Source organism: Streptomyces prunicolor NBRC 13075, from assembly GCF_000367365.1.
GTDB lineage: Bacteria > Actinomycetota > Actinomycetes > Streptomycetales > Streptomycetaceae > Streptomyces > Streptomyces prunicolor.
On sequence record NZ_BARF01000142.1, the window covers coordinates 20,311 to 41,550 of the forward strand.

A 21,240-nucleotide genomic window follows, 5' to 3' on the forward strand; every position below is an offset into this window, starting at 1 on the left:
TCGCTAGCGCAGATGGAGTTCGAAGTAGCGGTCCGCTCTCGCGCTCCAGTCGGTGGTGGTGCCTTCCTGGCGTGCCGCCAGGGCGTAGATGCCGAAGGCGGCACGGCGGCGGGCGGCGGGCTCGCTCGTCGCGGTGCGGGTGGCGAGGGCGCGTACCTGGGGGCGGCGCGCGGGGCGGCCGAGTTCGTGGATCACGGGGGCGGGCAGGGCCGGATTGGCCGCCAGGACCTCATCGGTGGCCAGGCCGAGCGTTGCGGCGAGGTTTTCTGCCTGTTCGGGTGCGAGCGGTGCCTGTCCTCGCCACACCGCCAGGGCGTGGGGGGGCTGCAGGTTCAGTTGTGAGGCCAGTTGTTTGATGGTGATGCCTCGGCGCTGCAGCAGTTCGGGCAGGGCCCCCGATCCCTGTGGCACCCACTGCGCACCGCTCAGTTCCGCGAGGCCGTCGGCAAGGACGCCCCGGTACTCCGCCGCCGCGGCCGTGGGGTGCGGCGCGGTGCTCCCCCAGGTCGCGCCCGGCGGCACCTCGCGGGGGCGGGTGGGGCCTGTGGAGGCGGGCAGCGGCGCGGTCAGCTGGCTGATCTGGCGGTCCAGCACGTACCAGGGCAGGGGCAGTTGCAGTCCCCACCACAGGGCCAGCGGCTGCTCCAGTGTGGAGGCGCCGGCGGGCAGCAGCAGGGTGTCCGTGTCGGCGTAGCGTTCGAAGGAGACCGGAACGGCCTGCACCGTGCCGTCCGTGACCGCGGTGAGCACCTGCAGTTGGACGGTGTCCTCCCAGACCGCTCTCCAGATCTGGCTGGGTTCAGGATCTCGAGGCGGCGCAGTGGCGACCTTCCGGACGGCGTCGGGCACTTTCAGTCCCGCCGCAGCAGCCACCAGCCGCTCGTAGGCACTGCTCTGGGCAGGGTTCATCGTGTCTCCCCCTCTCCTCGGCTGTGGTCCATCAGCGCATTCTCTTCTCACTGGATACGGACGACGTCACAGGGGCGGCTCAGGGGACGGATCCTCGCAGCGTCGTAGCAGTGCCCGCATGACCGCTTCCCGGTCGCTGTCCTGGGACAGCGCAAGCCGGAGTTTTGTCTTCAGTCCTGCCAGAACGGCCCGGGCCTGGGCCTGTCCGATCTCCAACAGCTGGGCTGCATGATGGGCGTCTTCGTCCAGGTAGGGCAGCAGCTGTCGCTCGTCGGCGGTCAGCCGCTGCCAGATGTCTTCGGCGTCGCCGCTCGCGCCCGTGGAGTCGGCAGGGACGGCCGCCGTGCCGGTTTCGGCCGGATCGGCGAGCGTCCCGTCGTCGGCGAAGAGCGTGGTGAAGCGGGCCGGGGCCAACAGCCCGAACCGTGACTCGAGCACCCTGGCGAGGTCTTCCTCCCGCACCGCCCCTTGGGCGTGCTCAAGGACCCGCGTGAGAACGGTCATGAGTGCGTGGACCGTTTTGCGGGGTGTGGGCCCGGAGTGATTCCAGCGGGTGATCCCGACACCGTCCACGCGCGAGGCCTCGGCGATGAGATCGTCGAGGTCGCCCTGCCACACCGCGTCCTCGGGCAGGCCGCTCAGTGCCCACCGCGGCGGGGAGCCCGGGCTGCGGCGGAAGGACGTGTCCTCGCTCATCAGCCGGGCGATGCGGCGCCGCAGTTTGCCTCGCGGGGTCTTCTTCGCCTCGTCGATGAGGAAGTTCTTGATCGACGCGAGGAACAGCCGCTCCAGCGTGACGTCGCTGATGGCCAGTGCGAAGCAGGCGGTCACGAACTTCTGGCCTGCGCCCTCTCGGGTCAGCATGGCCGTGATCACGTCGTAGGCCGCGTCGTCGCTCCACTGCGTGTATTCCTCGGGCGGGGGAAACCCCGACGCGCGGCGCACCTGGTGGACCATGCGCAGCAGCAGTTCCAGCGTCTTCGGCCCGGGCTCGCCCGTCTGTGACAGCTCTTCGTACGCTCCACCCGTCACCGGTTCACCCCCCGACCCGCCTGGACCGCGTGAACCAGGCTTCCTGTCTGCATACACCTGCCGTCTCAGTCACACCAGGCAACACGCCACGGGCCGGGAACCGCAGGCGTGTTCGCCCGTGGGGCTTCTTCGCTCCTCTCCCGGGACCGGTCGGTGCAGGAGACCTCGCGCGGAGCGAAGTCGGCTTCCCGGTGGGCGAGTTCGACAGCCGAGCCGCCACACACGACGCGGGCGGCCATTACCCGACGCCTTTCCTCAGCGCCAGCTTGTTCACCCCTTCAGGCGTATCCGGCGGGCGGCGCAGTTCTCGCGACGCGGCGCGGCGCAGCATGGGGATGCCGGGCTGGTGCGGCAGCGGTCATCGCCCGGAAGGGCAGAGGGTGGGGGAAGAGGTGGCGGGAGACTGGCGATCCGGCCCTCGTAGGCCGCTGCCGGTACGGGGGCAGACGGCGGAGGGCGGATTCGTGCGCCGGCTGGCGCACGGTCAGGGACCGGAACCGCAGGAACGGACGGCCGGGCAGATGTGCGGGGCCGTGCTGCGGCGCCACACGAGGTGGGCTGCGTGAGCACGGTGGAGGCCCACGGCGACCTGGCGGACGGCGAGGCGGTGCCGGGAGCGGGAGCGGGGCAGGGTGTCGTGGCTGTGTACCGCGAGCCGTACGGGCCGGTGCACGTGTGCGGCGCGTCCGGGCTTCGGGGCGTGGCGCTGGAGGAGTTCGGGCCGGTGAGCGAGCCGGTGCCCTATCGGGGCCGCAAAGGCATCATCACCTACTGGCCGGTGGCGACGCGGGAGCAGACCGTGGTGTGCGGCAGCCTGCGGCAGTGGCGGCTGGCGGTGGAGCTGGACTTCGAGCCGGCCTGGGCGGCGTTCAGTGCCGGGCCGGTGGAACTGCGGTGGCGGGCGGGAGGCCGTCTTCGCCGCTGGCGCCCGGATTTCGTGGCGCGCACGGCCGCGGGTGTGCGCGAGGTGCTGGTACTGAAGCCGCCCGGCCGGGAGAGCCTGCCCGCGTCGAGGCTTGAGGTGCTGGAGGAGGTGGCCCGGGCGGCCGGGTGGCGGGTGCGGCAGGTGCGTGAGCCGGCGGGAGTGCGCGGACGCAATCTGGGGTGGCTGGCCGGCTACCGGTTCCCCGAAGGCGACCAGGAAGGTCAAGGGCGGGCGCTGCTGGAGGCGTTCAGGGAGCCGGCGGGGCTGCGGGCGGGGGTGGCGGCGAGCGGGTTGGACGAGCTGATGGGTCTTGATCTTGCTTACCGGATGCTGTGGCAGCGGCGGCTGCTGTTCGATATCGCGCGGCCGCTGCTGCCCGACGCCGTGGCCTGGACGGCCTGAAGGACCGGAAGGGGGCACATGGCGGGATCGGGTGAGGGCCGGCTTGCGGGGTCGCTGTCCATCGGGGCGTGGGTGCGCTGGCAGGGGCGCGAGTGGGAGGTGGTGGCGTGGCAGGGGGTGCAGGTCACGCTGGTGCCGCAGGACGGTGGGGAGGCGCCGCGGGCGGTGTCGTACCGGTGGCTGGTGGGCGCGGAGGACTTCGCCGTCGTCAGCGGCGGTGGGGCACCGGTCGCGGACGGCGCGGCCCTGGGCGGGTGGGGACGGCAGGAGGGAGCGGAGGAGGAGGCCGCGCTGTGGCAGGCGCGCATGGTGGAGATCGACACCGGTCTGGCGCCGGGCAGGAGTGAGCATGCGCGGGGATTCGGACCGGGCACGACGCTGGCTGAGCGGTGCGCCGCGATGTCGTCGCGGCTGGCCGCCGACGGCATCCGCTGCTCCGCCCACACCCTCGCCGACAAGCGGCGCAAGTGGAAAGCGGCCGGGGAGAACCCGGTCGTCCTGCTGCCCACGGCGCGGGACAAACGGCCGGGGGGCTTCACCGACCCGCGGTGTCTGACCGCCATGCAGGAGGTGGTGGCCCGGCGCGCACGCGAGTCGGACGTGACCATCGAGCTGATCCGCGAGGAGGTCGAGGACCTGCTCCACTCGCGCTACGGCGAGGAGTTCGGCGATCCGGCTGCCGTGGCGGCTCTGCTGCCCTCCCGTTCCACCTTCTACCTTCGGATGAAGGAGTCCGGCCTGGCCGACGTCCTGGACCAGCCGACGCGGGCCCGGGCCGCCCTGGCCTCCACCCCGCCCCTGCCCCACGGCGGGCGTGAGATCGTGCTGCGGCCGGGACAGGTCACCCAGGTCGACACCACGCCGCTGCGGATCCTGGCCCGCGGCGACGAAGGCCGGCCCACCGCCACGGAGCTGACGTGGCTGATCGACGTGGCCAGTCACAGCATGTGCGCGCTGATGATCACGCCCAGCCGTCCCCGGGACGCCGAGAGCGGACAGGCGGGCCAGGCGACCCGGGCGATCGACCTGACCCTGATGCTGGCCCAGGTCTTCGCGCCCTGGCCGGTGATGCCCGGCTGGGACCCGCTGAGCGCTGCCGCCGCCTCTACCCTGCCCTTCGGGGCGCTGCGCGCGGCGGACGAGCGGTTCACCGAGGCCACCGCCGCCCGCCCGGTCATCCGCCCCGAGCTGATCATCTACGACCAGGGCAGCCCCTACGTCAGCGAGCACTTCACCGAGGTCTGCGACCGGCTGCGCATCGCCCGCCGCCCGGCGCGCAAGAGGACCGGGCCCGACAAGCCGCTCGTCGAGCACTCCTTCACCACCCTCGCGCACCGGTTCAGCCAGTACGTGCGGCACGGCTGGCAGGGCCGCAGCCACAAGAAACGCGGCCGCGGCATCGAACGGATGCCGCTGTACACGATCGCCGAGCTCCAGCAGATGGCCCAGGAATGGGTGGCCCTGGAGTACCAGCAGACCCCCAACGCGGGACTGCGCGATCCGTTCCGGCCAGGCGTCGTGCTGTCCCCCAACGACATGTACGCCGTCCAGGTGGCCCGCAGCGGCTACCGGCCCGTGCCGCTCTCCCCCGCCCAGAACCGCTTCTTCCTGCTGTCGCGCTGGGTCGTCCCCGGCAAGGGCGGCTTCATGATCAACTATCGGACCTATCAGCCCGTCGCGCAGGACGCCGCCCACTACCGGGAGATCCTCCTGCGCGGCGGCTCGAAGCTGCCCGGCGCAGAGAACAAGTGGGAGTGCCGCTTCAACCCCTACCGTCCCGAGCGGGTGTGGCTGTACGACCACACGGGCGGCACCTGGGTCACCTGCGACTTCCGGCTGCGGCACCTGCTGCATGATCCGTGGACCGCGGACATGTGGCAGGAGCACGCCGAACAGAACCGCGCGGCCGGCGGCAGCGAGAAGGACGAAGAGGCGATCGCCCTGTCCCTGGCACAGCGCGACCGGCGACGGCGCAGCCGCAGACCGCCACCCAAGCGCACCGGGGCCGAACCGCCCTTCCAGGGACTGGAGTTGGACACCGAACAACCGTCCCAGGACCCGTACGCGGATCTGGAGGAGTTCGACCTGTCGACCCTGCGGCCCTACCCGGCGCTGCCCATCTCCCCCATGGCGCCCCCGCCCGCATCCGCGCCGCCGGCGCTGCCCGCAGGCACCGGCGGCGCAGACCGGCCGTCGGACAGCGGGCAGACTCCGCATCCGCTGGCAGGGCTCTTCCCCGACGACGGCGACGGCAGCGGTCCGCAGGCCTCCACGGCCGAAGTACCGGCAGCTGCCGACGAGGTCGTCGAGGCGGAGCTCCTCGACGACCTCGATCCGGACAGTGACGACGAGGCCGAGGACGACGTATGGGAGATGTAGACGACCTGGGGCAGGGGCCGTGAACGCCGCAGCCGCAGGCAGGCCTCGGGGGCGGACGCGTTCTGCGGTCCAAAGCCGGTCCGCCGGCGTCGAGGCCGCGGGAACCGCGATGAGAGAGAAGCGTGATGAAGGCATCCGTCGAACTGCGTGACAAACGTGAAGCCCGCCTGCGTCAGCAGCTGCAGGACACCCCCATGCGGCCTCTGCCGCTGTTCCAGCTCACCGGCTGGACCCACTTCGTCGACGAGGAGGTGAAGCCGCCCGTCCTGGCTGCGGGCAGCAGTCCCGCCACGGACAGGAAGAAGGACGAACAGGCCATCGCCTACCACCGGCATCTGCGGATGGTGCCCACCGACGCGACGACCTACATGCAGGAGACGGTCGTCGAGGCGATCCACCGCAACAGCGGAGGCCGTGACGGGCTCATGGACCAAGTCATCGACGGTCCCCCGGGCACCGGCAAGACCTGCCTGCTGCGGGCGATGGGACGCACCGCCCAGAAAGAGATCGAAGCCACCACGAACGGCCGGCAGAAGAACACGATCCCGGTGGTGCACATCACCACTCCCGCAGACCCGGAGCCGAGGGTGAACTGGCTCTGGGAGATCGGCTCCTACCTGGGCCTCAACCCCGAGCCGAAGAACCTCCAAGAAGTCCTGGACATGCGCAAGCACCAGGACGTGACCCTGCCAGTCAACTACGTCCTGGAGACGGCGCAGACCCGCCTGCTGCTCATCGACGACATCAACCGCGCCTCCCCGCAGCACCTGGCGAACGTGCTGCCCTACTTCGACTACCTACGCGACAAGCTGGGCATCTCGCTCATCTTCTGCGGCACCGGCGCCAGCCACCGCCTGCACCAGGCCCGCATCCTGGCCGGAGACCTGATCCGGGTCGGTGAGGAGAACCGGGTGCGGCTCGAACGGGCGGGACAGCCGACCCAACCCGTCTCCCCCTCACCGACCGCGCTGCTGCCGGTGACCTGGCTGCACCCCCTGCCCCTGGGCGCCAAGAGGGAGGAACAGAAGATGTTCCGGCGTGTACTGGCGAGCTTCGAGGCCGATCTGAGCCTGTACCGGCTTGAGGAAAACGCCCTGAGCCAGCACGCCGCCGAGCTGCACCGGCGCACCGGCGGCTACTTCAAAGCCCTCACCTACGTCATCTCCACTGCCGCCGTCATCGCGATCCGCAGCGGCAGCGAGAACATCACCATGACAGAGATCGACGCCGCGACAGCCCAACTCGGCCCTTGAATCGCACCGCAGGTCCGCAGCGAGCGGCCGTGGGGGCCCTGGCCGAGGGCGCCACCGTGTGCTGCAGTGCCCGACGGGCAGAGGGTTTGCGCCATCCGTTGTGAATGCGGCGGGTATTGGTGATGTGGCAGCAGGCAGCGCCCGTGGCGGATAGGTTCGGCCCCTTAGAGGAGGGTGCGGGGGCACCTGGCCGGTTCTGGGGGGAGCTTGTCTGGACAGGAGAGCGGCTTCGAGCAGGGTGATCTGTTCGATGGTGCTGCCGCTGGGGTTCGCAGTGACCCGTTGGACTTCGTGCGGCCGTTTGTTGCGCCGGTGGCGTCGACGGTGGGTGCGGTCTCGGACGATCCTTTGTCGTTGCAGCTGGCCGAGGCGATTCACGATGCGTTTGGTGATCTTGCCTCCGATCGGGGGCTGACCCGGCAGGAGATTGCTGCAGCGTGTGCTTCGGTGGCCTCGGGCGATGCCTTTGATGCCCGGTTCCGGGTCTTTGCGGAGCTGGGGATGCTGGAACAGGCCCGCGGCAAGGCATACGAGGGGCGCTACGTCTTCAATCCGACCAGCGGTGCGGCCTTGTTGGTCTTCGAGCGGCTGGCGGAAGCCGGCGGCGTCGAGGAGATCATGACCCTGCTGGACCGTACGCAGGTCGGTCTGGCGCAGGGCTTGTTGAGTGAGGATCAGCTGGCCGGACGGCTGCGGCGAGTGCGGCGTGATCTGTCCATCACCACCGCGCATCTGCTGCGGCTGGTGCGGTCCAAGCCTATCGAGGAGCTGGTGGGTGAGCGTCACCATCACCAGTCCAAGGCCGTGTTGCTGGACCACGCGAAGCAGCTGGTCAAAGCCGTCAGCAACCGCTTCCCGCGATTGAGAGCGTCAGGGACGCGGTTGATCGATGAGGCGCTTCACTATTCGGCGGCCGTGGATGAGTTCTCCGACCGGCTATTGCAACAGGTGCGTGCCCGGCGGGACTTCAGCATGCTGCTGCCGGAGCAGTACCTGTCGGCGGCCTTGGGCGCGCCGGTGGACACGCTCGCGAAGGCGTTCGCGGCCACAGTGTTTGATCCCGCCAGCGTGGAGATCACCGCGGCGCAGGTACTCGTGGCCGCCGGGGAGCGGCGGCCACCGGCCCCCCGGCGGCGGCCGGCGCGGCCAGCTCCGCTCCCCCCGGGTCCTGATCCGGTGGAAGCGGCGCGGGAGAAGGCGCTGCTGTTGCGCCGGCGGCGCTCGGCGTCGATGGAGTCGTTGGCCAGGGGCGGGCAGGAGGCAGACCTGACCGGGACGCTGGGAGCACTGCCATGGCGTGCGGCGATCGCCACGGTGGTGGACTTGCTGCAGGCGTCCGCGGACCCGGCGACACCGTTCTTCGTGGAGATCGACGAAGAGATCCTCGTCGATCCGGCCGGGGCGGTCACCTATGCCAGTCCGCTGTCCTTGTACCGGCTGCCGCAGGACGTGTCGGGTGCCGTGGGCGGGGACTCTTCGGCCGTGCAGGAGGGGCCGGCATGAACGAGGACGCCTATCTGCTGGCCCGGGCCCGGGCCCGACGGGTCGTGCCGCTGGCCGCGGGTGCGGCGGATGGGCTGTCGGTGCTGCGGCGGGCCGCCGCCGATGTGCAGCGGCGCCTTGTCGATGTGGAGTCGGCTGGCGGCCCAGGGGTCATGGTGCGTTGGGCGCCGGACGTGGAGCCGGTCAGCGGTGTGGTGGGTGATCCGCTGACGCATCGGGAGGCGACGCCGTCGCAACTGCTGACGCTGGGAGCGGCTGTGCGCCTGTGCTGGCCCGATCCGGAGCGGCGGCTGTACCCGGGGGGCGTGGTGGCCGAGGAGGAGGTGCTGGCGGCCTGTGCTCCGCCTGGGGACGGTCTGCTGCGGGAAGGCATGGCGCTCATCGCGCAGACCTCGGCGTATCGCAGCGCGCTGCGGGTCCTGCGCGCGTGGGGCTACCTGGCCGCCGATGCCGGAGACGGCATGGTGCGGCTGGGGCCGATGGTGGCCGCGTGGAGCGAGCAGGATGTCGATGAGTTACGGAACGGCTACGGCCTGCTGCCCTGCCGGGTGGAGGAGGGGTAGACGTGGAGGTGCGGTATCTGGAGGCGCTGTCGGAGCAGCGCCGCGCAGAGGTGCGGGCGGCGGTGTGCGCGGTGGAGACCGCGCGGTGGCCGGTGCCGTCGGCGCGTTTCCGAGCGTTGGCAGAGGTGCCGCTGCGCAGGGTGGTGGAGGAGGTACTGGCTGCTTCGGGCCGGACGCTGCTCGGTGTGGGAGAGGGATTCCTATCCGGCTATGACGACACGGTCAGGGCGCGGCTGGCCGATGAGGGTGTCGGTGTCCTGCCTGTTGAGGACCGTGCGGTGCTGACGCTGGTGTTGCTGTTCAGCGTCGCTGTCCCGCGCGCTGGCGGCAGTGTCCTGCCGCAGGCCTTGTGGACTCAGGGGGAGCCGGTGAGCCGGGAGCGGTTGAAGGAGTCCACGGTGCCCGACGGGGTCGTGGACGCCGCGCTGAGCCGTCTTGCCGCCGCCGACCTGGTGCGGTCCACCAGTTCGGGGATCGTGCTGGGCAGCCAGTTGCTGCGGTTGACGCCGGCAGCCCAAGCGGACCTGTTCGAACAGCTGGTGCTGCTGGCCGAGCCGAGGGGGGTCATGGCCGAGTCGATATGGCGGCGCCGGGCCCGCGCCGCCGGCCAGGAAAGGCAGGAGCCATGAACGACACATGGACTCAGGACAGGACCGAGGAGCCGGGCGAGGACGGGGAGGAGGGACTGCCCGAGCTCGTCGAGCACCGCGGCATCATCGGCGGCCGTCATCTGGTGGCGGTCCAGACGTTCGACATCGCCCGGCTGACCACCCACGCGGTGCCGGTGGTGCCCGAGACGTTCGTCGCCGTGTCCGGGATGGGCCCCAAGGACGACTCCAACGGCTCGGGCAAGACCTCGTTCCTCATCGCGGTCTCGCTGCTGCTGGCCGATCCTCAGTGGCGGTTGGAGTCCAACCACGGGCTGTACGCCAGCGGGATCCTGTTCAAGCCCGATGCGGCCGGGGTGGATCGGGCCCAGCAGATGCCTGCTGCCTCGCACGGTTACGTGGTCGGCGTCTTCGCGCACGACAGGTCCGGCCCGTACCACGCGGACAGTGCGGTCACCGGCGACGAGCTCGGGGAGGGGGTGCTGACGGTGTGGGTGCGCATCGCCGCGTCCGCCCCGTACGTCCAGGCCAACTGGGCCGAGGGCGTCCACGTGGCCGATGATTCGTCCGATGCCGAGCGTGCGGTGCAGGCGGATGCCCTGTGGCAGGAGCTGGGCAGTGCGAGCCGGCTGTCGGCACGTCGGATGGCCGATGCCCTCTACGGCAACGCACCGCGGTGCCTGACCTACCTCGACACGCCGCTGCGCCCGGCGGTGCCCTCGCTGCTGAGCCAGCAGATGACCGCGATGGAACCGCATGACATCGGGGAGGCTCTGATCGCGCTATCCGGTATGTCCCATCTGCTGGAGCAGGAGGGTGCCCGCCGCGGCAAGGCCCTGGAACATGCCGCGCAGTTGGAGAAGGCGCGCGATGAACACGCGCTGGCCCTGGCGGACGAGGAGACGGTGCTTGAGGGCGTGCGGGCACGTGTCGCCGCGCGCGGTGCGTTGGAGGAAGGACGCCATGCGTGGCGGCGCTATGTGGCTGCCTGCTACCTGCAGGCAGCCACAGTCGACCGGAAGCTGGCGGCGGACTTGGAGGACAAAGAGCAGCGGGTGGCGCAGGCGCGGACGCTGGTCGCCGGCGCCGAGGAGAGGCTGCGCGAGTTGACGGCGGCAACCGGGCTGGCCGCGGCTGCTAGCGCCGCCCGCCAGAAGTGGGTGGACGCCAGGCAGATCACCGAGGAGGCCGCCGCACAACGAACATCGGCGGCTACCCGGCGGGACATCGTCCGCCGGGACATGGCTCCCCTGCGGCCGAGCGCCGGCTTGTGGCAGGGAACTCCGGTTGCCGATGCCCGCGGCGCGCTGGAAGCCGCCCGGAACGCACTGTATGCGGCGCGGCAGGAGAAGGCCGTCGCAGACAGCGCCCTTTCACAGGCCCTGCGGCTGGAGGACGCGGCCCGTCAGGGACGCAGTGGGGTCGCGGGTCAGGCCCTGGAGATCCTCGACGGCCACGGCATCAGCGCCGCCGGATTGATGGACCAACTGCAACTGGAGGAGCCGGCCCGTGCGCAGTGGGAAGCGCGCCTGTGGCCCTGGCGCGACGCCGTGGTGGTGTCGTGCGGCGAAGCCGAACGCGCTCGGGAGTTTCTGCGCGGCCTGCCCGGTGCCCAGGTCATCGCCGCCGATCCCGCCGACGGGACGGGGGGTGCCGGGGATGTCCTGCCCCAGGGGGTGCGCAGCGGCAGGGCGCTGGCAGGATTCCTCGGCATGTTGCAGGAGCGTATGACGGCTCTGGGTGACCCGCCGGCGGCCTACGATGCCGGTCTATCGTTGGCGGTCGTCGGCGGCTTCCAGGCTCCGATCGCCGGACGGGACGCTCGCGTGGCCCAGGCCGTCGCGCACCGGCGCCAGTGCGCGGACGACGTGTCTGCGGCAGTTGAGGGCCTGGGCACGGCTGAGTCGGAGTTCGAGGTCGCCGAGATCGAGCACAATGCGGCCGTGGCGGCACGGGATCTGGCCGCCCTGGAAGGGCATGCCTCCACCTTGAAGGACGCAATCACCGAGGCCGACGGCAAAGTCACCGCTGCCCGGGACGCGGAAGAGGGACTGCACGACGTGTGGGAGCGGGCCCAGAGCGCAGTGGCGGCCCACGACCAGGCGGTGACGGCTGCGAAGCTCACCCGGGACGCGGCTTCCAAGACATACAAGGAGCAGATCAAGGAGCACACGGCGCTGGTCAGGGCCCGTGCCGAGATCGCCTGCGCGCAGTGGCAGCATCTGTGGAGCGCCTCCGCCGAGGAGGCGGCTGAACTCCTGGAGGCCGCCGATCCCGGCACGCTGGTGCCCCGGCCCGGCCGGCTGCGGCGAAAAGTTGAGGATCATCTGCGGGAGGCGTACGAGCACTACGGTCTGCCGGCTGGCGCTGTGGCCGGTGTCGACGAGGACCTGCTGCTGGCGCAGCGCCTGCGTGCCGCCTTCGCGGAGGAGGAGGCGTCCGCGCTGCCGCGCACGGTTTTCGGCGAGGTGGCCGCGCCCTTGCAGATCCGGCTGGACGGCCACGCCGACAAGGACGCCGTCGAAGCCGCCCGGATCGCCTCCGGCCGCTCCTTGCGCGAGCAGGCCCTGGCCAAGCTCACCACTGCCGCAGAGCGCAGCGAGCACACCCTCCAGACTCTGCAGGACATGATCGAGCATCACGTCGAAGGTTTGTTCGTGCAGATCAGCGAAGCTTTCAACGTGTTGGACCAGCAGCGGGGCGGTGACGGTGCGCGCCTGGAATACGACAGCGTGCGGCCCGAGGGTGCCAGGCCCTGGCGGTGGCAGGTGACACCGCGCTGGAAACGCTCCCCGCGCGGCGCCTTCGTGCACTACCGGGAGAACGCCAACGGCGCCCAGGTAAAGGTGCATGCCATCCAGCTGGTCCTGGCCGCAGTGCTGGCCGATGCCGAGACCAGGGGCCGAGTGCTGATCCTGGACGAGCTCGGCAACAGCCTGGGCGAGGTCAACCGCAAGGACATGCTCGTCGCGTTGCGGGACGTGGCGCGCCGCCAGCACCTGACCATCCTGGGCACCTGCCAGGACAGTGTGCTGGTGGATGCCGCCGACGTCTGCGACGAGCTGCTGTGGTTCGTCCACGCCTCCTCCTCCGACGCCTACAACCAGCCCACCCGCGCCTGGGGACACGACGCCGACGGCCAGCGTGTGGAACTGACCGCCGACTGGATCACCGCAGGGCGCTCCGATGCCTGACATGCCTGAACCCAGCGCGCCCCTCCCCCGCCCCGCCCTGCTGGTCGGCGAAGCCCACGGTCGGCGGGAAGTGCCGCTGCACGGACTTCCCGCCGGGATCATCGCCGTCACCGTGCCTCGCACCCGAAAAGACGGCGACGAGGTCCTCACCCGCGTGCCCGTGGACCGCAAACGGCGCGTCAACCCCGCCTTCGTCGACCTCGTCGCCTCCGATCCGGTCCCCGCCTACGACCCGCCGGCCGGCCTGGCCGACCGTGATCTGATCAAGGTTCTGACGACCCGGACCCGCAAGCGGTGGGCCACCATCGAGGCCGACTTCGGCCAGGAGCAGGCGTGGCGCACGACCGCGTCGCTGATCCGCTGCGGCGCCGTCGTCCTGCGCTGCAAGGTCGTCCAGGCCACCGGGTTCGCCCCCGACTCCTGGCGGCTGACACCGTCCTGGGCATCGCTGAGGGAGGACAAGCTCGCCCAGCTGCGCGGCCACCCCGACCCCTTGCGGCTGCACACCGAGTTGCTGCAAGCGATGGCAGGCATCCCCCAACTGGCCGGCGAACACAACCTGCTGGCCGCGACCGCCCCGGCCCGCACCCTGCAGGTTCCCGCGGGCAGCGCCACCGGAACCGGGGACTGGCGGGTGTATGAGGTGGCCGTCAGGTCCGCCGCGGTGTGGTGGGCCGCCCAGTCCCACCCCCAGCCGATGACCGCCAAGGTTCTGGCGGGCAAGAGCATGCGCGACACCAAGTACAGGTGGTTGCCGGCGCGTCGGCAGGCGTTCGCCAACCTCGTCGGCCGCCCCTTCGACCAGGCGGTGGAAGAGACCGACACGGAGCTGCGCATGCGCGGGCCCCTGCGCTGGCGCGTCGATACCGTCATCGCCGACGCCGCAGCCTGCCTCCCCTGGCTAGGACTGCCCGCAGGCGGCCTGCGCAGCCTTGGATTGATCGACTGCTCGGCGGTGGGCGTGTTCCTGGTCGAGAACGAGGACGCCTTCGCACAGGTGTGCAAACTCCCCGATGTCGCGGAGCAGTGGCTGTGCATATGGGGCGCCGGCTACGCCACGCACGGCCTGGCCGCGTTCCTCAAGGCGATGGCGCCGCTACCGGTGGCCGCCTGGCAGGATCTGGACGCCCACGGCATCCAGATCATCGCCAACCTCACCGAGCGCATCGGCCGGCCCATCACCCCGGTGGGCATGGACGTCGACTTCTACAGGAGTGGTACGAAGTACCACCAGAAACCCGAGAAACGGGCGGGCAACCTCAAACTCGCCGAGCGGCTTGCCGTCAGCGGACCGCCCGCACTGCGCGCCCTGGCCGCCGAAATCGCCGCAAACGGCGGCGACGGCTGCGAACACGAAACCCTTTACCACGAGGTCCTGCCAGCTCTGGCGCGCACGCTGGACCAGATCACCGATGGACCCGCCCCGGCCGCCCGGCCGTCCAACGCCGACGGCGCCGTATGATCGCCACTTGCTGATCGGAATGGTCGACAGCACCGCCATGGACGGGTTGGCCAGGCACTACGCGCAGTACTCGACCTCTAGAAGGTCGGCACGGCGGGCCAGCGGGTTGCCAGCAGGTCGGCTGGCGGTGGTGCGGGGGATTCGCTGAGGCCAGGGTGACGGGGAGGGCGCGTCTGGCGGGACTGTCTCCACGGGAGACCGACGGTGCTGACGAGATGTGGCGCTGCCCTGGCCGTGCGACGGTGTGATCGATGCTCCCGCGCAGTCCGCTTGCGAGTCCGGACCGGAGGAGTCGGGTAGGGAAGATCGTGTATGGGGCGTCAGCGCGCCTTCACGGCGGTGTGGTCGAGGACGGTCAGGTGCAGGGTGTGCAGAGGCCGGGTCCGAGTGGGGCGGATCACCTCGAACCAGTCGCTCACGTCTTCCAGCAGTCGGGGTAGGTAGCCGAAGTCGTGCCAGCCGAGTCCGATCCCCACTGTGGGCGTGGGAGCGCTGTGGTGGCTGTCGGTCAGGGGTTCACCGTGGAGCAGTACGTGGTCGAGGGGGTGTCCGGTGCTCTCCAGATGGGCGAGTGCCCCGGCGGCGGCGCGGCGCAGTGGGCTGGTCTCGGTCCAGCGGTGCAGTGCTTCGAGCGCTGCTGGATGCTGCGGTACCGCGTCGGGCAGGTCGAGGCGGTCGATGCGGACGGCTCCATGGGAGACCAGGTCGACGAGTTCGATGCGGACTGGTCGTGGGATCCACCGGTCCAGTCCTTCGAATGCCTCGATCATGTGGTCGCGCGGGGCCCGGCCGGCGGTGGGGTCGGGGGTGAGTGCGGCCAGGCGAGCGCGGGCGGCGTCGACGGGTTCGGGGCGGGTCCACAGCACGGTCAGGGGGAAGCCGTCCTCCTCCAGGGTGCTGCGCTCGCGCAAGTGGAGCTGCAGGCCGCGGCTGCGGCCTTTCAAGGCGCGTTTCATCGACCCGGACGGATCACCGCCGTAGGACATGGCATGGACGAACTCGGACGTCAGCCGCTTGTCCGTGCGGTGCTCGACCACGACGTCGACGTCGTGCGGCTCCAGCGCGCCGCGGGCGTAAGAGCCGAACACCAGGACCTGATCGACCAGGCCCAGCGGCCATTCGCCTCCCTCCAGGCGGTCGAGCATCTCGGTCAGCAGCAACGTGGCACGAGCGCGCTTCACGGAAGAAACCTCCAGCGGGGTCCGGCCGGGGTGGTCATGACGGGCCTCCACGGTCACGATGGTCTGTCGGGGACATGAGGTGTACAGGGAGCTGCAGTTGAGTGGCCGTGATCCTGTGGTGGCGGCAGGCCCATGCCTGAACTGCCCAGCTGCCCCGGTGAGGGGCAAGGATGACGGCGATAAGGGTGTGGAACGCCAGTTCCGGGTCGCCCAGGAGCCGGCGGTAGGTGCTTGCATCGCGCGGGCTAGGGGTCGTTGTGGCGCTGGTGGGGTGGGTGTGCCATTCGCCGATCCAGATGCTGCCGTCGTCGGCGAACGCCTGGTCCGCGAATGCTTGAGCATGCGCCAGGTCGCGCAGGAAGGATGTCGGTGTCCGTACTGCGGCGGGGCCGGGGGTGCCTGCGTGACGGACGACGACGGTGTCGCGATCGTGACGGCCCAGAAGGATGCCTCCGGTTTCGGTGGCATGGTCGTTGGTGGCCAGCTCCGTCGTGATGGTGCGGACCGCTCGTGCAGTCAGGCGTACCCGGGTGACCGGCTGCTGGAGGGTCATGGTGTTTCGCACGTGGGGCAGCCCGGTTCGGGGGGTGTCGCGGGTAGCCAGTGCAGTTCGCCCGTGCGGTTCAGGTCGAAGGGCGGGGAGCAGTCGGGCTGGCGGCGCAGTGCCAAGAGCGCGTGTTCGCTGGGCAGCCGCTGGTCGGGGTGCCCGGCGCGTTCCAGGATGGTGGCGACGACTGTTTTGGCGGCGAAATGGGCGACCAGGTGCAGGTCGGGGCCGACTGCGGTCATCGGCCGGTGGCGTGTGCCGGTGCCGTAGCCGGCGTCCAGGGCGGGCTCGGGGTCCATGCCCCCGTTGTTGACCAGTGTCTGGCGGCGGCAGGTCAGGCAGCCGTGGCGGGGCCAGGGTCGGAGCCTGAGTACCTCGCCGATGGCGCCGTCCTGCAGGACGCATGCCAGGACGGCGGTGACGCCTGCACGGCGTGCGAGGTGGCCGGTGGTTCTGCGGGCCGCGACGCCGTCGGCGGTGCACACCACGATGTCGACGGCGGGGAGCAGTGCCCGTACGCGGTCTGCTTGGGTGATCACGTCCCAGGGCAGCGGTTGAACCTGGGTGTCCGGGCGCAGCCGGGTGAGTTCTTCGGCCAGGGCGGTGACTTTGTGGCGGCCGATGTAGCGGCCGGCGCTGGTGTGGCGCACCAGGTTGTGCCAGGACAGGCGGTCGGGGTCCATCAGGGTCAGCTGTCCGATGCCGTAGCCGGCCAGGGCGTGGGCGGTGGCGCTGCCGATGCTGCCGGCCCCGACCAGGAGAGCACGGGTTTTCTGCAGGTGTGCTGCCGGCCAGTGCGGCTCCAGCTGGGCGATGCCGGTGACGGCGGGCTGGATGAGGATGTCGAGCGGGAGGGCGCCTTCGGGGGTGACTTGCCAGGCGGCCAGGTCGGGCAGTGCGGCGTCGGGGAAGGCCTCTGCCAGGCCGGGTGCGTAGGTGATGGCGAGGTAGGGCTTTCCGAAGGTCTGGTAGCCGCCGCGTACGGCGTCCCGGAACGCTGTTCTGGGAATGACCGTGTCCTGGCGTGCGCGGCACTGCGCCCACGCCAGGTGCAGGGCGGGGTCGACCCGGTACCACAGGCTGATGGGAGCGGGGTCGCAGTTGGCAAGGAGCCGTTCGGCGGGCTCGGGGTCGACGGAGACCTTGGGGTTGTTGCCGTCCGACAGGGCGCACACCACGGCCAGTTCGTCCGGGGCGCTGACCCGCAGGGTCAGGTGGCCCCATGTGCCGGCCTGGCGGATCGTGGCGGCGGCCAGGTGCGGGAAGAGGATCAGCACGGCGCCTCTGTCTTCGGGCCGGTGTCCGCTTGGCCGGCTGCTGGTGCGGTATCTGTTTGGCCGGCTGCGGGCGGCGGCTGGGAGAAGAAGTGATCGTGGCGGTTGTCGCTGACGATGCCGCAGCGGGACATCTCCTGGATGAGGCCGTGTTTCATCAGCGCGTACTCCAGCCGCCATCCAGCCGCTTTGAGGAGCAGGTCGATGAGCGAGTCCCGTCCGGTCCACCAGGCGTGTTCCTGCAGCAGGCACAGAGTGCCGTCTCCGTTGACGTGCCAGCGGGTCTGGGTCCACTCCTGGGGCGGCGGCAGGGGGTCCAGGGGGAGCAGAGCGGGTTCCACCATGGGGTAGGCCTGGTTGTAGGCAACGGTCAGGCGCAGCCCCTCCTCCCCCACCCAGGCGCTGAGGTTCGGCGGTTGCGGGCGGTCGAACGGCCAGCGCGGCAGGACGCCGGTCCAGGTGCCGGCGCCGTCGCTGTTCCACACCAGGCCGCTGAACCGGGCGGTGATCTCGGACTGGTCCCGCTCAAGGCGCCGGGGTTCGGCTTTCCACCATGTGATCGGTTCACGGTCGGACCTGTCCATGGCTGTCATCCCTGGGGTGCGTCCTTGATCGGCCGGGGTGCGACCAGGGCGGGTGTGCCTGTGATCTTCGACGCGGGCTTGGCGGGTGCGGGGAAGCCGTCGCCGAAGATGTCCTGCCACAGTCGCAGCGCACCGTCGGTGTCCCCGGCAGCAGCAGCGGCGCAGGCCCGCTCGGCGAGGTCCGCGGCATCGGCGAACGCGTCGGAGAGTCCGTCGTAGTCCAGGTCGGGCTGCACTTCCCCGCACAGTCCCGCGGGATCCGAGACTCCTTCGTTGACCCTGACCGCGGCGGCGGTGAAGAACGCCTTCAGCCCCTCCGCGCGGCTGCCCTCTTTCGGCATGCACTCCAGCGCGAGGACCTCGACGACCAGGGACTTGATGCGGCCCTGGACCGGCGCACTGTGGCGCCAGTCCTTGAGTACCCGCACCAGCGGACGGAAGTGTTCCCACGCGCCCTGGTGCTCGGCGACCTTGCGGATCAGATACTCCGGATCCGCCGGGACCCAGCAGCGGTTGAGCTTCTCCGGGATCAGCAGGGTGCCGTCGCTCTGGCGCAGTGCCGGCATGACGTCGACCGTGAACGCCTCTTCCTCGTCCTTGTCGTCCAGGAAGCATTTGACCGCGTGGTTGCGCGGCACAGCCAGGCGGACCTCCTGGGCGACGGTGCCGTAGGTCTGGCCCAAAAGCCGGTGGATCTGATCGCCGGCGTGGTCCAGAGCCTCGCCCGCGCTGTCGCCCGGTGCGCCCCAGTCTGGGTGCGCGGTCACGTCGTAGACCACGACGATGTCCACATCGTGGATGGGCTTGAGCTGAGTGCTTCGGCTCAGGGAGCCCGATCCGAACGTCTCCAGGACGTCCTCCTCGCCGGACATAGCCTTCTTGAAGGTGTCCCGGCGTTCGCGCGCCAGCTTGACCTGGTCGATGTCGGCGTTGACCTCTGCCTGGAGCTCATCGAACGCGTCGTTGATCCCCATCACGTGCCTCCTCAGGCTCGCCGTTCAGCCCGAGTGCGCGCCGCCGTCGGCCGTCGGGAGACGGTCAGCGGGTCGAGTTGGAGGCACCGACAGCTGTTCCTTCCGACAAGCCTAGGACCCGCCACTGACAACGCCCCGGCGTCATCCGCCGCCGCCTGCGGGGCGGGGTGGTGCCGGAGCGGTCAGATGTGTGGTGGGTGCCGTGACGTCTGCTTCCTGAGGGTGAGGCGGGTGTGGTTCAGGCGTCCACGGTGAAGGCCGCCTCGTAGAGGTCCTCCGTTGCCACGTGCTCGTACACCACAGTGGGGCGCAGCCGGTTCCAGCGGTGTCCGAGGAGGAGGGCGAGACCCATGGGGCAGGCCTGGAAAAGGTGGATCCGGGATGCACCGTGGCTGGCCGTACGGAGAGCGTCACGGATTCCGATGGCCAGGGCGTTGGCAGTGGCGGCGTCCGGGATCGAGTTGTCCTTCGCCCCCGCGGGCGGGCGCAGGACCAGGAGCCGCGATACCGGCAGCTGCCTGTCCTGCAGGAACTTTAGGACATCGGCGGTGGGGTCGGTGGCCACCGCGATAGCAACGGCCAGATCCTGGCCTGCGTCGATCGCGTGCGTCTCCCGGGCGGGAGCGAGCACAGTGTCGTAGGGCTCGGTGGAGGACCAGAGTTGGCCGCGCTGTAGTACGGCCAAGTCGGCTCCGGTGACCATGCGGAAGGCGGTACCGGTCAGGAAGGCGGGCGCAAGACGCAGGCTGCCGGTTACCGCCACAGCGGCTGTCCCCGGGGGAAGCCGGTGAGGCGCCGCCTCGATCTCCTCCTGAAGCTGTGCCCAGGTGGCGGGGGCCTTGGGCCGGCACTTGGAGTAAGCGGTGTCTCCCTCGAAGCGGTCGGCCCAGTCGATAGCGTAGTCGGCGTCGTCGGCCATCGGGTCGGGCTTGAGGGTGGCGATCGACACGACGGCGCGGTTGGGACCGGCCGTGAGCGCGAGCGTCTGGACGGCATCGGTGATCTGGGCCAGTGACAGCGTGCGCTGACCGTTGATCACCTGGCGGGCCACCCAGTCCGCGCCTGCTTGTACGGCAGCCGCGTCGGGGCGAAGGCCCGCAGCGAACATCAACAGTTGCAGGTGTTCGTGGAGGTGGGAGACGTCGCGGGCGATGTCGAAGCGCAGTACGCGCAGCAGGTCGAGAAGTTGTTCTTCGTCCGTCCCGGCGTTCGCCGCCCAGCGGCTGCGGGCCCGGCCTTTCGCGGACCGGGGTCCTTGCTGGCCGGCTTTGGGCATGAGGGTCTGGGTGCGTGGATCGCGCAGCGAGACGAGCGGGTCGGCGGGGTCGGGCGCCCGGTTGCTGATCAGTGCCAGGTCGACAGGCGCCCCGTCGGCGGTCAGACGCTGCCAGCTCTGGGTGATCTTCTTCAGGAGCGAGGTGCCGCCGGAGGTGCTGGGAGTGAACAGGTACGTCTCATTGACGGGGGTGGCGGCGTCGGCGGTGTACTTCACCTGGGCGTAGGTGTGCGGAGGTCTGGCCCGGTAGAGGACAACATCGTCCAGGTTGCCCGCCTGGTCGGCTTCGACACCGACGCCGACGACCGGGTTGGGTGTGCGGAGGGCAGCGTCCCGTAGTGCTGTGACGCAACCCTGCCAGGCCCACAGCCACTGGTATCTATCGCCGGCGATCCGCACACCGGTGGGGCCAGGGGCAGGAAGGTCAGGCATGAGGTCCGCTCCGTGGTCTCGGGGTTGAGCTGCAACTGTTCGCGGGCTTCGATGCCCCATTGCGCAGGGTGGCCGATCTCGGAGCCGTACGACGGGCGGCGGCCGGCCATCACGGGGTGTCGCGCTTGGCCACGGCCGCTGGCAGAGCGTACTGCTGGGCCGGGTCGTGGGAGAGCAGGCCCGTGCCACGCTCACGGCTGCGGACGTTCTCATGGACCAGCTCCCCGAGAGCGAAGGGGCAGACACCAGCTGGTGTACGGCGAGCAGAAGCAGCACATCCACCTCAGTCACACCACGCCTCGCAGACACGGTCCGCCCCACGAGCCAGCAGCGGGCGCTGGTAATGCCGGAGCCAGCCAGCACCCCGCTGCCCACCGACGCCGCTGTCACGCTCAAGCGTCATGAACCAAGTGCCGTCACCACCACTGACATGCGGGCAGGATTTTCGGTCCGGCACCGATCCGCTCCCGCAGCCGAGCTCGTAACCACCACGATCCGCCAGACCAACCCTGACCAGCGCATACCTACACACCCAGGCCACGCAGCCATAAGGAAATCCTGAGCCGATCACTACATTCCGAAGTGATCACTAAACCTGCACCTAAGAGCCTGCCCGCATCCCAACTGCCCCAGGAAAACCCAGGTCAGAAGCATGCCGTACCACGGCAAGAGATCCCGAAACGATCACTAGATACACACGTCAGCGCATCCATTCACCTAGTGATCGTTAGCAGATTTGTCA

16 protein-coding genes are annotated in these 21,240 nt (G+C 70.2%); 8 read left to right on the forward strand and 8 right to left on the reverse strand.

Annotated elements, in window-relative coordinates:
* Positions 1 to 3 precede the first annotated feature (3 nt).
* Both SPR02S_RS51525 and SPR02S_RS51530 read right to left on the reverse strand, forming a co-directional pair.
* A complete protein-coding gene (locus SPR02S_RS51525; protein WP_019064891.1) occupies positions 4 to 909 on the reverse strand; it encodes a hypothetical protein in 906 nt (301 codons plus the stop codon).
* A gap of 66 nt (positions 910 to 975) precedes the next feature.
* The gene (locus SPR02S_RS51530) at positions 976 to 1,941 is read right to left on the reverse strand and encodes a hypothetical protein (protein ID WP_019064892.1); all 966 of its coding nucleotides are present in this window, start codon (positions 1,939 to 1,941) and stop codon (positions 976 to 978) included.
* 562 nt (positions 1,942 to 2,503) lie between these two features.
* Between SPR02S_RS51530 and SPR02S_RS51535 the strand changes: the two genes are divergently transcribed.
* From SPR02S_RS51535 to SPR02S_RS51570, 8 genes are all read left to right on the forward strand, one after another.
* Positions 2,504 to 3,268 (forward strand): TnsA-like heteromeric transposase endonuclease subunit, encoded by a 765-nt coding sequence (locus SPR02S_RS51535; RefSeq protein ID WP_019064893.1) that lies wholly within the window; start codon positions 2,504 to 2,506, stop codon positions 3,266 to 3,268.
* 18 nt (positions 3,269 to 3,286) lie between these two features.
* On the forward strand, positions 3,287 to 5,647 hold the full coding sequence (locus tag SPR02S_RS51540; protein ID WP_019064894.1) for a DDE-type integrase/transposase/recombinase: 2,361 nt from the start codon (positions 3,287 to 3,289) through the stop codon (positions 5,645 to 5,647).
* A 125-nt stretch (positions 5,648 to 5,772) separates the two neighbouring features.
* Positions 5,773 to 6,900, forward strand: a complete 1,128-nt coding sequence (locus SPR02S_RS51545; RefSeq protein ID WP_019064895.1) for an AAA family ATPase — start codon at positions 5,773 to 5,775, stop codon at positions 6,898 to 6,900.
* Positions 6,901 to 7,107: 207 nt separating this feature from the next.
* Positions 7,108 to 8,403, forward strand: a complete 1,296-nt coding sequence (locus tag SPR02S_RS51550) for a hypothetical protein (RefSeq protein WP_106437190.1) — start codon at positions 7,108 to 7,110, stop codon at positions 8,401 to 8,403.
* On the forward strand, positions 8,400 to 8,966 hold the full coding sequence (locus SPR02S_RS51555; RefSeq protein WP_019064897.1) for a hypothetical protein: 567 nt from the start codon (positions 8,400 to 8,402) through the stop codon (positions 8,964 to 8,966). The genes SPR02S_RS51550 and SPR02S_RS51555 overlap by 4 nt, the downstream gene beginning before the upstream one ends.
* Before the next feature lie 2 nt (positions 8,967 to 8,968).
* Positions 8,969 to 9,595 (forward strand): hypothetical protein, encoded by a 627-nt coding sequence (locus SPR02S_RS51560; RefSeq protein WP_019064898.1) that lies wholly within the window; start codon positions 8,969 to 8,971, stop codon positions 9,593 to 9,595.
* Entirely contained in the window at positions 9,592 to 12,768 is a 3,177-nt protein-coding gene (locus tag SPR02S_RS51565; RefSeq protein WP_020684309.1) for a coiled-coil domain-containing protein, read from the forward strand. Before SPR02S_RS51560 ends, SPR02S_RS51565 begins: the two co-directional genes overlap by 4 nt.
* A 1-nt stretch (position 12,769) precedes the next feature.
* Positions 12,770 to 14,230 (forward strand): Wadjet anti-phage system protein JetD domain-containing protein, encoded by a 1,461-nt coding sequence (locus SPR02S_RS51570; RefSeq protein WP_106437189.1) that lies wholly within the window; start codon positions 12,770 to 12,772, stop codon positions 14,228 to 14,230.
* A 320-nt stretch (positions 14,231 to 14,550) separates the two neighbouring features.
* Here the strand turns inward: SPR02S_RS51570 and SPR02S_RS51575 are convergent, their stop codons facing one another.
* From SPR02S_RS51575 to SPR02S_RS51600, 6 genes are all read right to left on the reverse strand, one after another.
* Positions 14,551 to 15,411, reverse strand: coding sequence for a nucleotidyltransferase domain-containing protein (locus tag SPR02S_RS51575; RefSeq protein ID WP_019064900.1), 861 nt, complete (start codon positions 15,409 to 15,411; stop codon positions 14,551 to 14,553).
* A gap of 34 nt (positions 15,412 to 15,445) precedes the next feature.
* Positions 15,446 to 15,964: a Mov34/MPN/PAD-1 family protein gene (locus SPR02S_RS51580; protein ID WP_019064901.1), complete on the reverse strand. Its 519-nt coding sequence runs from the start codon at positions 15,962 to 15,964 to the stop codon at positions 15,446 to 15,448.
* Positions 15,961 to 17,235: a HesA/MoeB/ThiF family protein gene (locus SPR02S_RS51585; RefSeq protein ID WP_019064902.1), complete on the reverse strand. Its 1,275-nt coding sequence runs from the start codon at positions 17,233 to 17,235 to the stop codon at positions 15,961 to 15,963. Before SPR02S_RS51585 ends, SPR02S_RS51580 begins: the two co-directional genes overlap by 4 nt.
* Entirely contained in the window at positions 17,229 to 17,816 is a 588-nt protein-coding gene (locus tag SPR02S_RS65500; protein WP_019064903.1) for a hypothetical protein, read from the reverse strand. The genes SPR02S_RS51585 and SPR02S_RS65500 overlap by 7 nt, the downstream gene beginning before the upstream one ends.
* Positions 17,817 to 17,821: 5 nt before the next feature.
* A complete protein-coding gene (locus SPR02S_RS51595) occupies positions 17,822 to 18,790 on the reverse strand; it encodes an SMODS domain-containing nucleotidyltransferase (protein WP_019064904.1) in 969 nt (322 codons plus the stop codon).
* 238 nt (positions 18,791 to 19,028) lie between these two features.
* Positions 19,029 to 20,498 (reverse strand): SAVED domain-containing protein, encoded by a 1,470-nt coding sequence (locus tag SPR02S_RS51600; RefSeq protein WP_020684310.1) that lies wholly within the window; start codon positions 20,496 to 20,498, stop codon positions 19,029 to 19,031.
* Positions 20,499 to 21,240: the final 742 nt, after the last annotated feature.

What these genes read in the sequence shown, in the direction of transcription:
- SPR02S_RS51595 (WP_019064904.1), bottom strand. Translation starts at nt 18,790, where the DNA reads ATGGGGATCAACGACGCGTTCGATGAGCTCCAGGCAGAGGTCAACGCC.
- SPR02S_RS51545 (WP_019064895.1), top strand. Translation starts at nt 5,773, where the DNA reads ATGAAGGCATCCGTCGAACTGCGTGACAAACGTGAAGCCCGCCTGCGT.
- SPR02S_RS51570 (WP_106437189.1), top strand. Translation starts at nt 12,770, where the DNA reads ATGCCTGAACCCAGCGCGCCCCTCCCCCGCCCCGCCCTGCTGGTCGGC.
- SPR02S_RS51565 (WP_020684309.1), top strand. Translation starts at nt 9,592, where the DNA reads ATGAACGACACATGGACTCAGGACAGGACCGAGGAGCCGGGCGAGGAC.
- SPR02S_RS51580 (WP_019064901.1), bottom strand. Translation starts at nt 15,964, where the DNA reads ATGACCCTCCAGCAGCCGGTCACCCGGGTACGCCTGACTGCACGAGCG.
- SPR02S_RS51525 (WP_019064891.1), bottom strand. Translation starts at nt 909, where the DNA reads ATGAACCCTGCCCAGAGCAGTGCCTACGAGCGGCTGGTGGCTGCTGCG.
- SPR02S_RS65500 (WP_019064903.1), bottom strand. Translation starts at nt 17,816, where the DNA reads ATGGACAGGTCCGACCGTGAACCGATCACATGGTGGAAAGCCGAACCC.
- SPR02S_RS51600 (WP_020684310.1), bottom strand. Translation starts at nt 20,498, where the DNA reads ATGCCTGACCTTCCTGCCCCTGGCCCCACCGGTGTGCGGATCGCCGGC.
- SPR02S_RS51555 (WP_019064897.1), top strand. Translation starts at nt 8,400, where the DNA reads ATGAACGAGGACGCCTATCTGCTGGCCCGGGCCCGGGCCCGACGGGTC.
- SPR02S_RS51540 (WP_019064894.1), top strand. Translation starts at nt 3,287, where the DNA reads ATGGCGGGATCGGGTGAGGGCCGGCTTGCGGGGTCGCTGTCCATCGGG.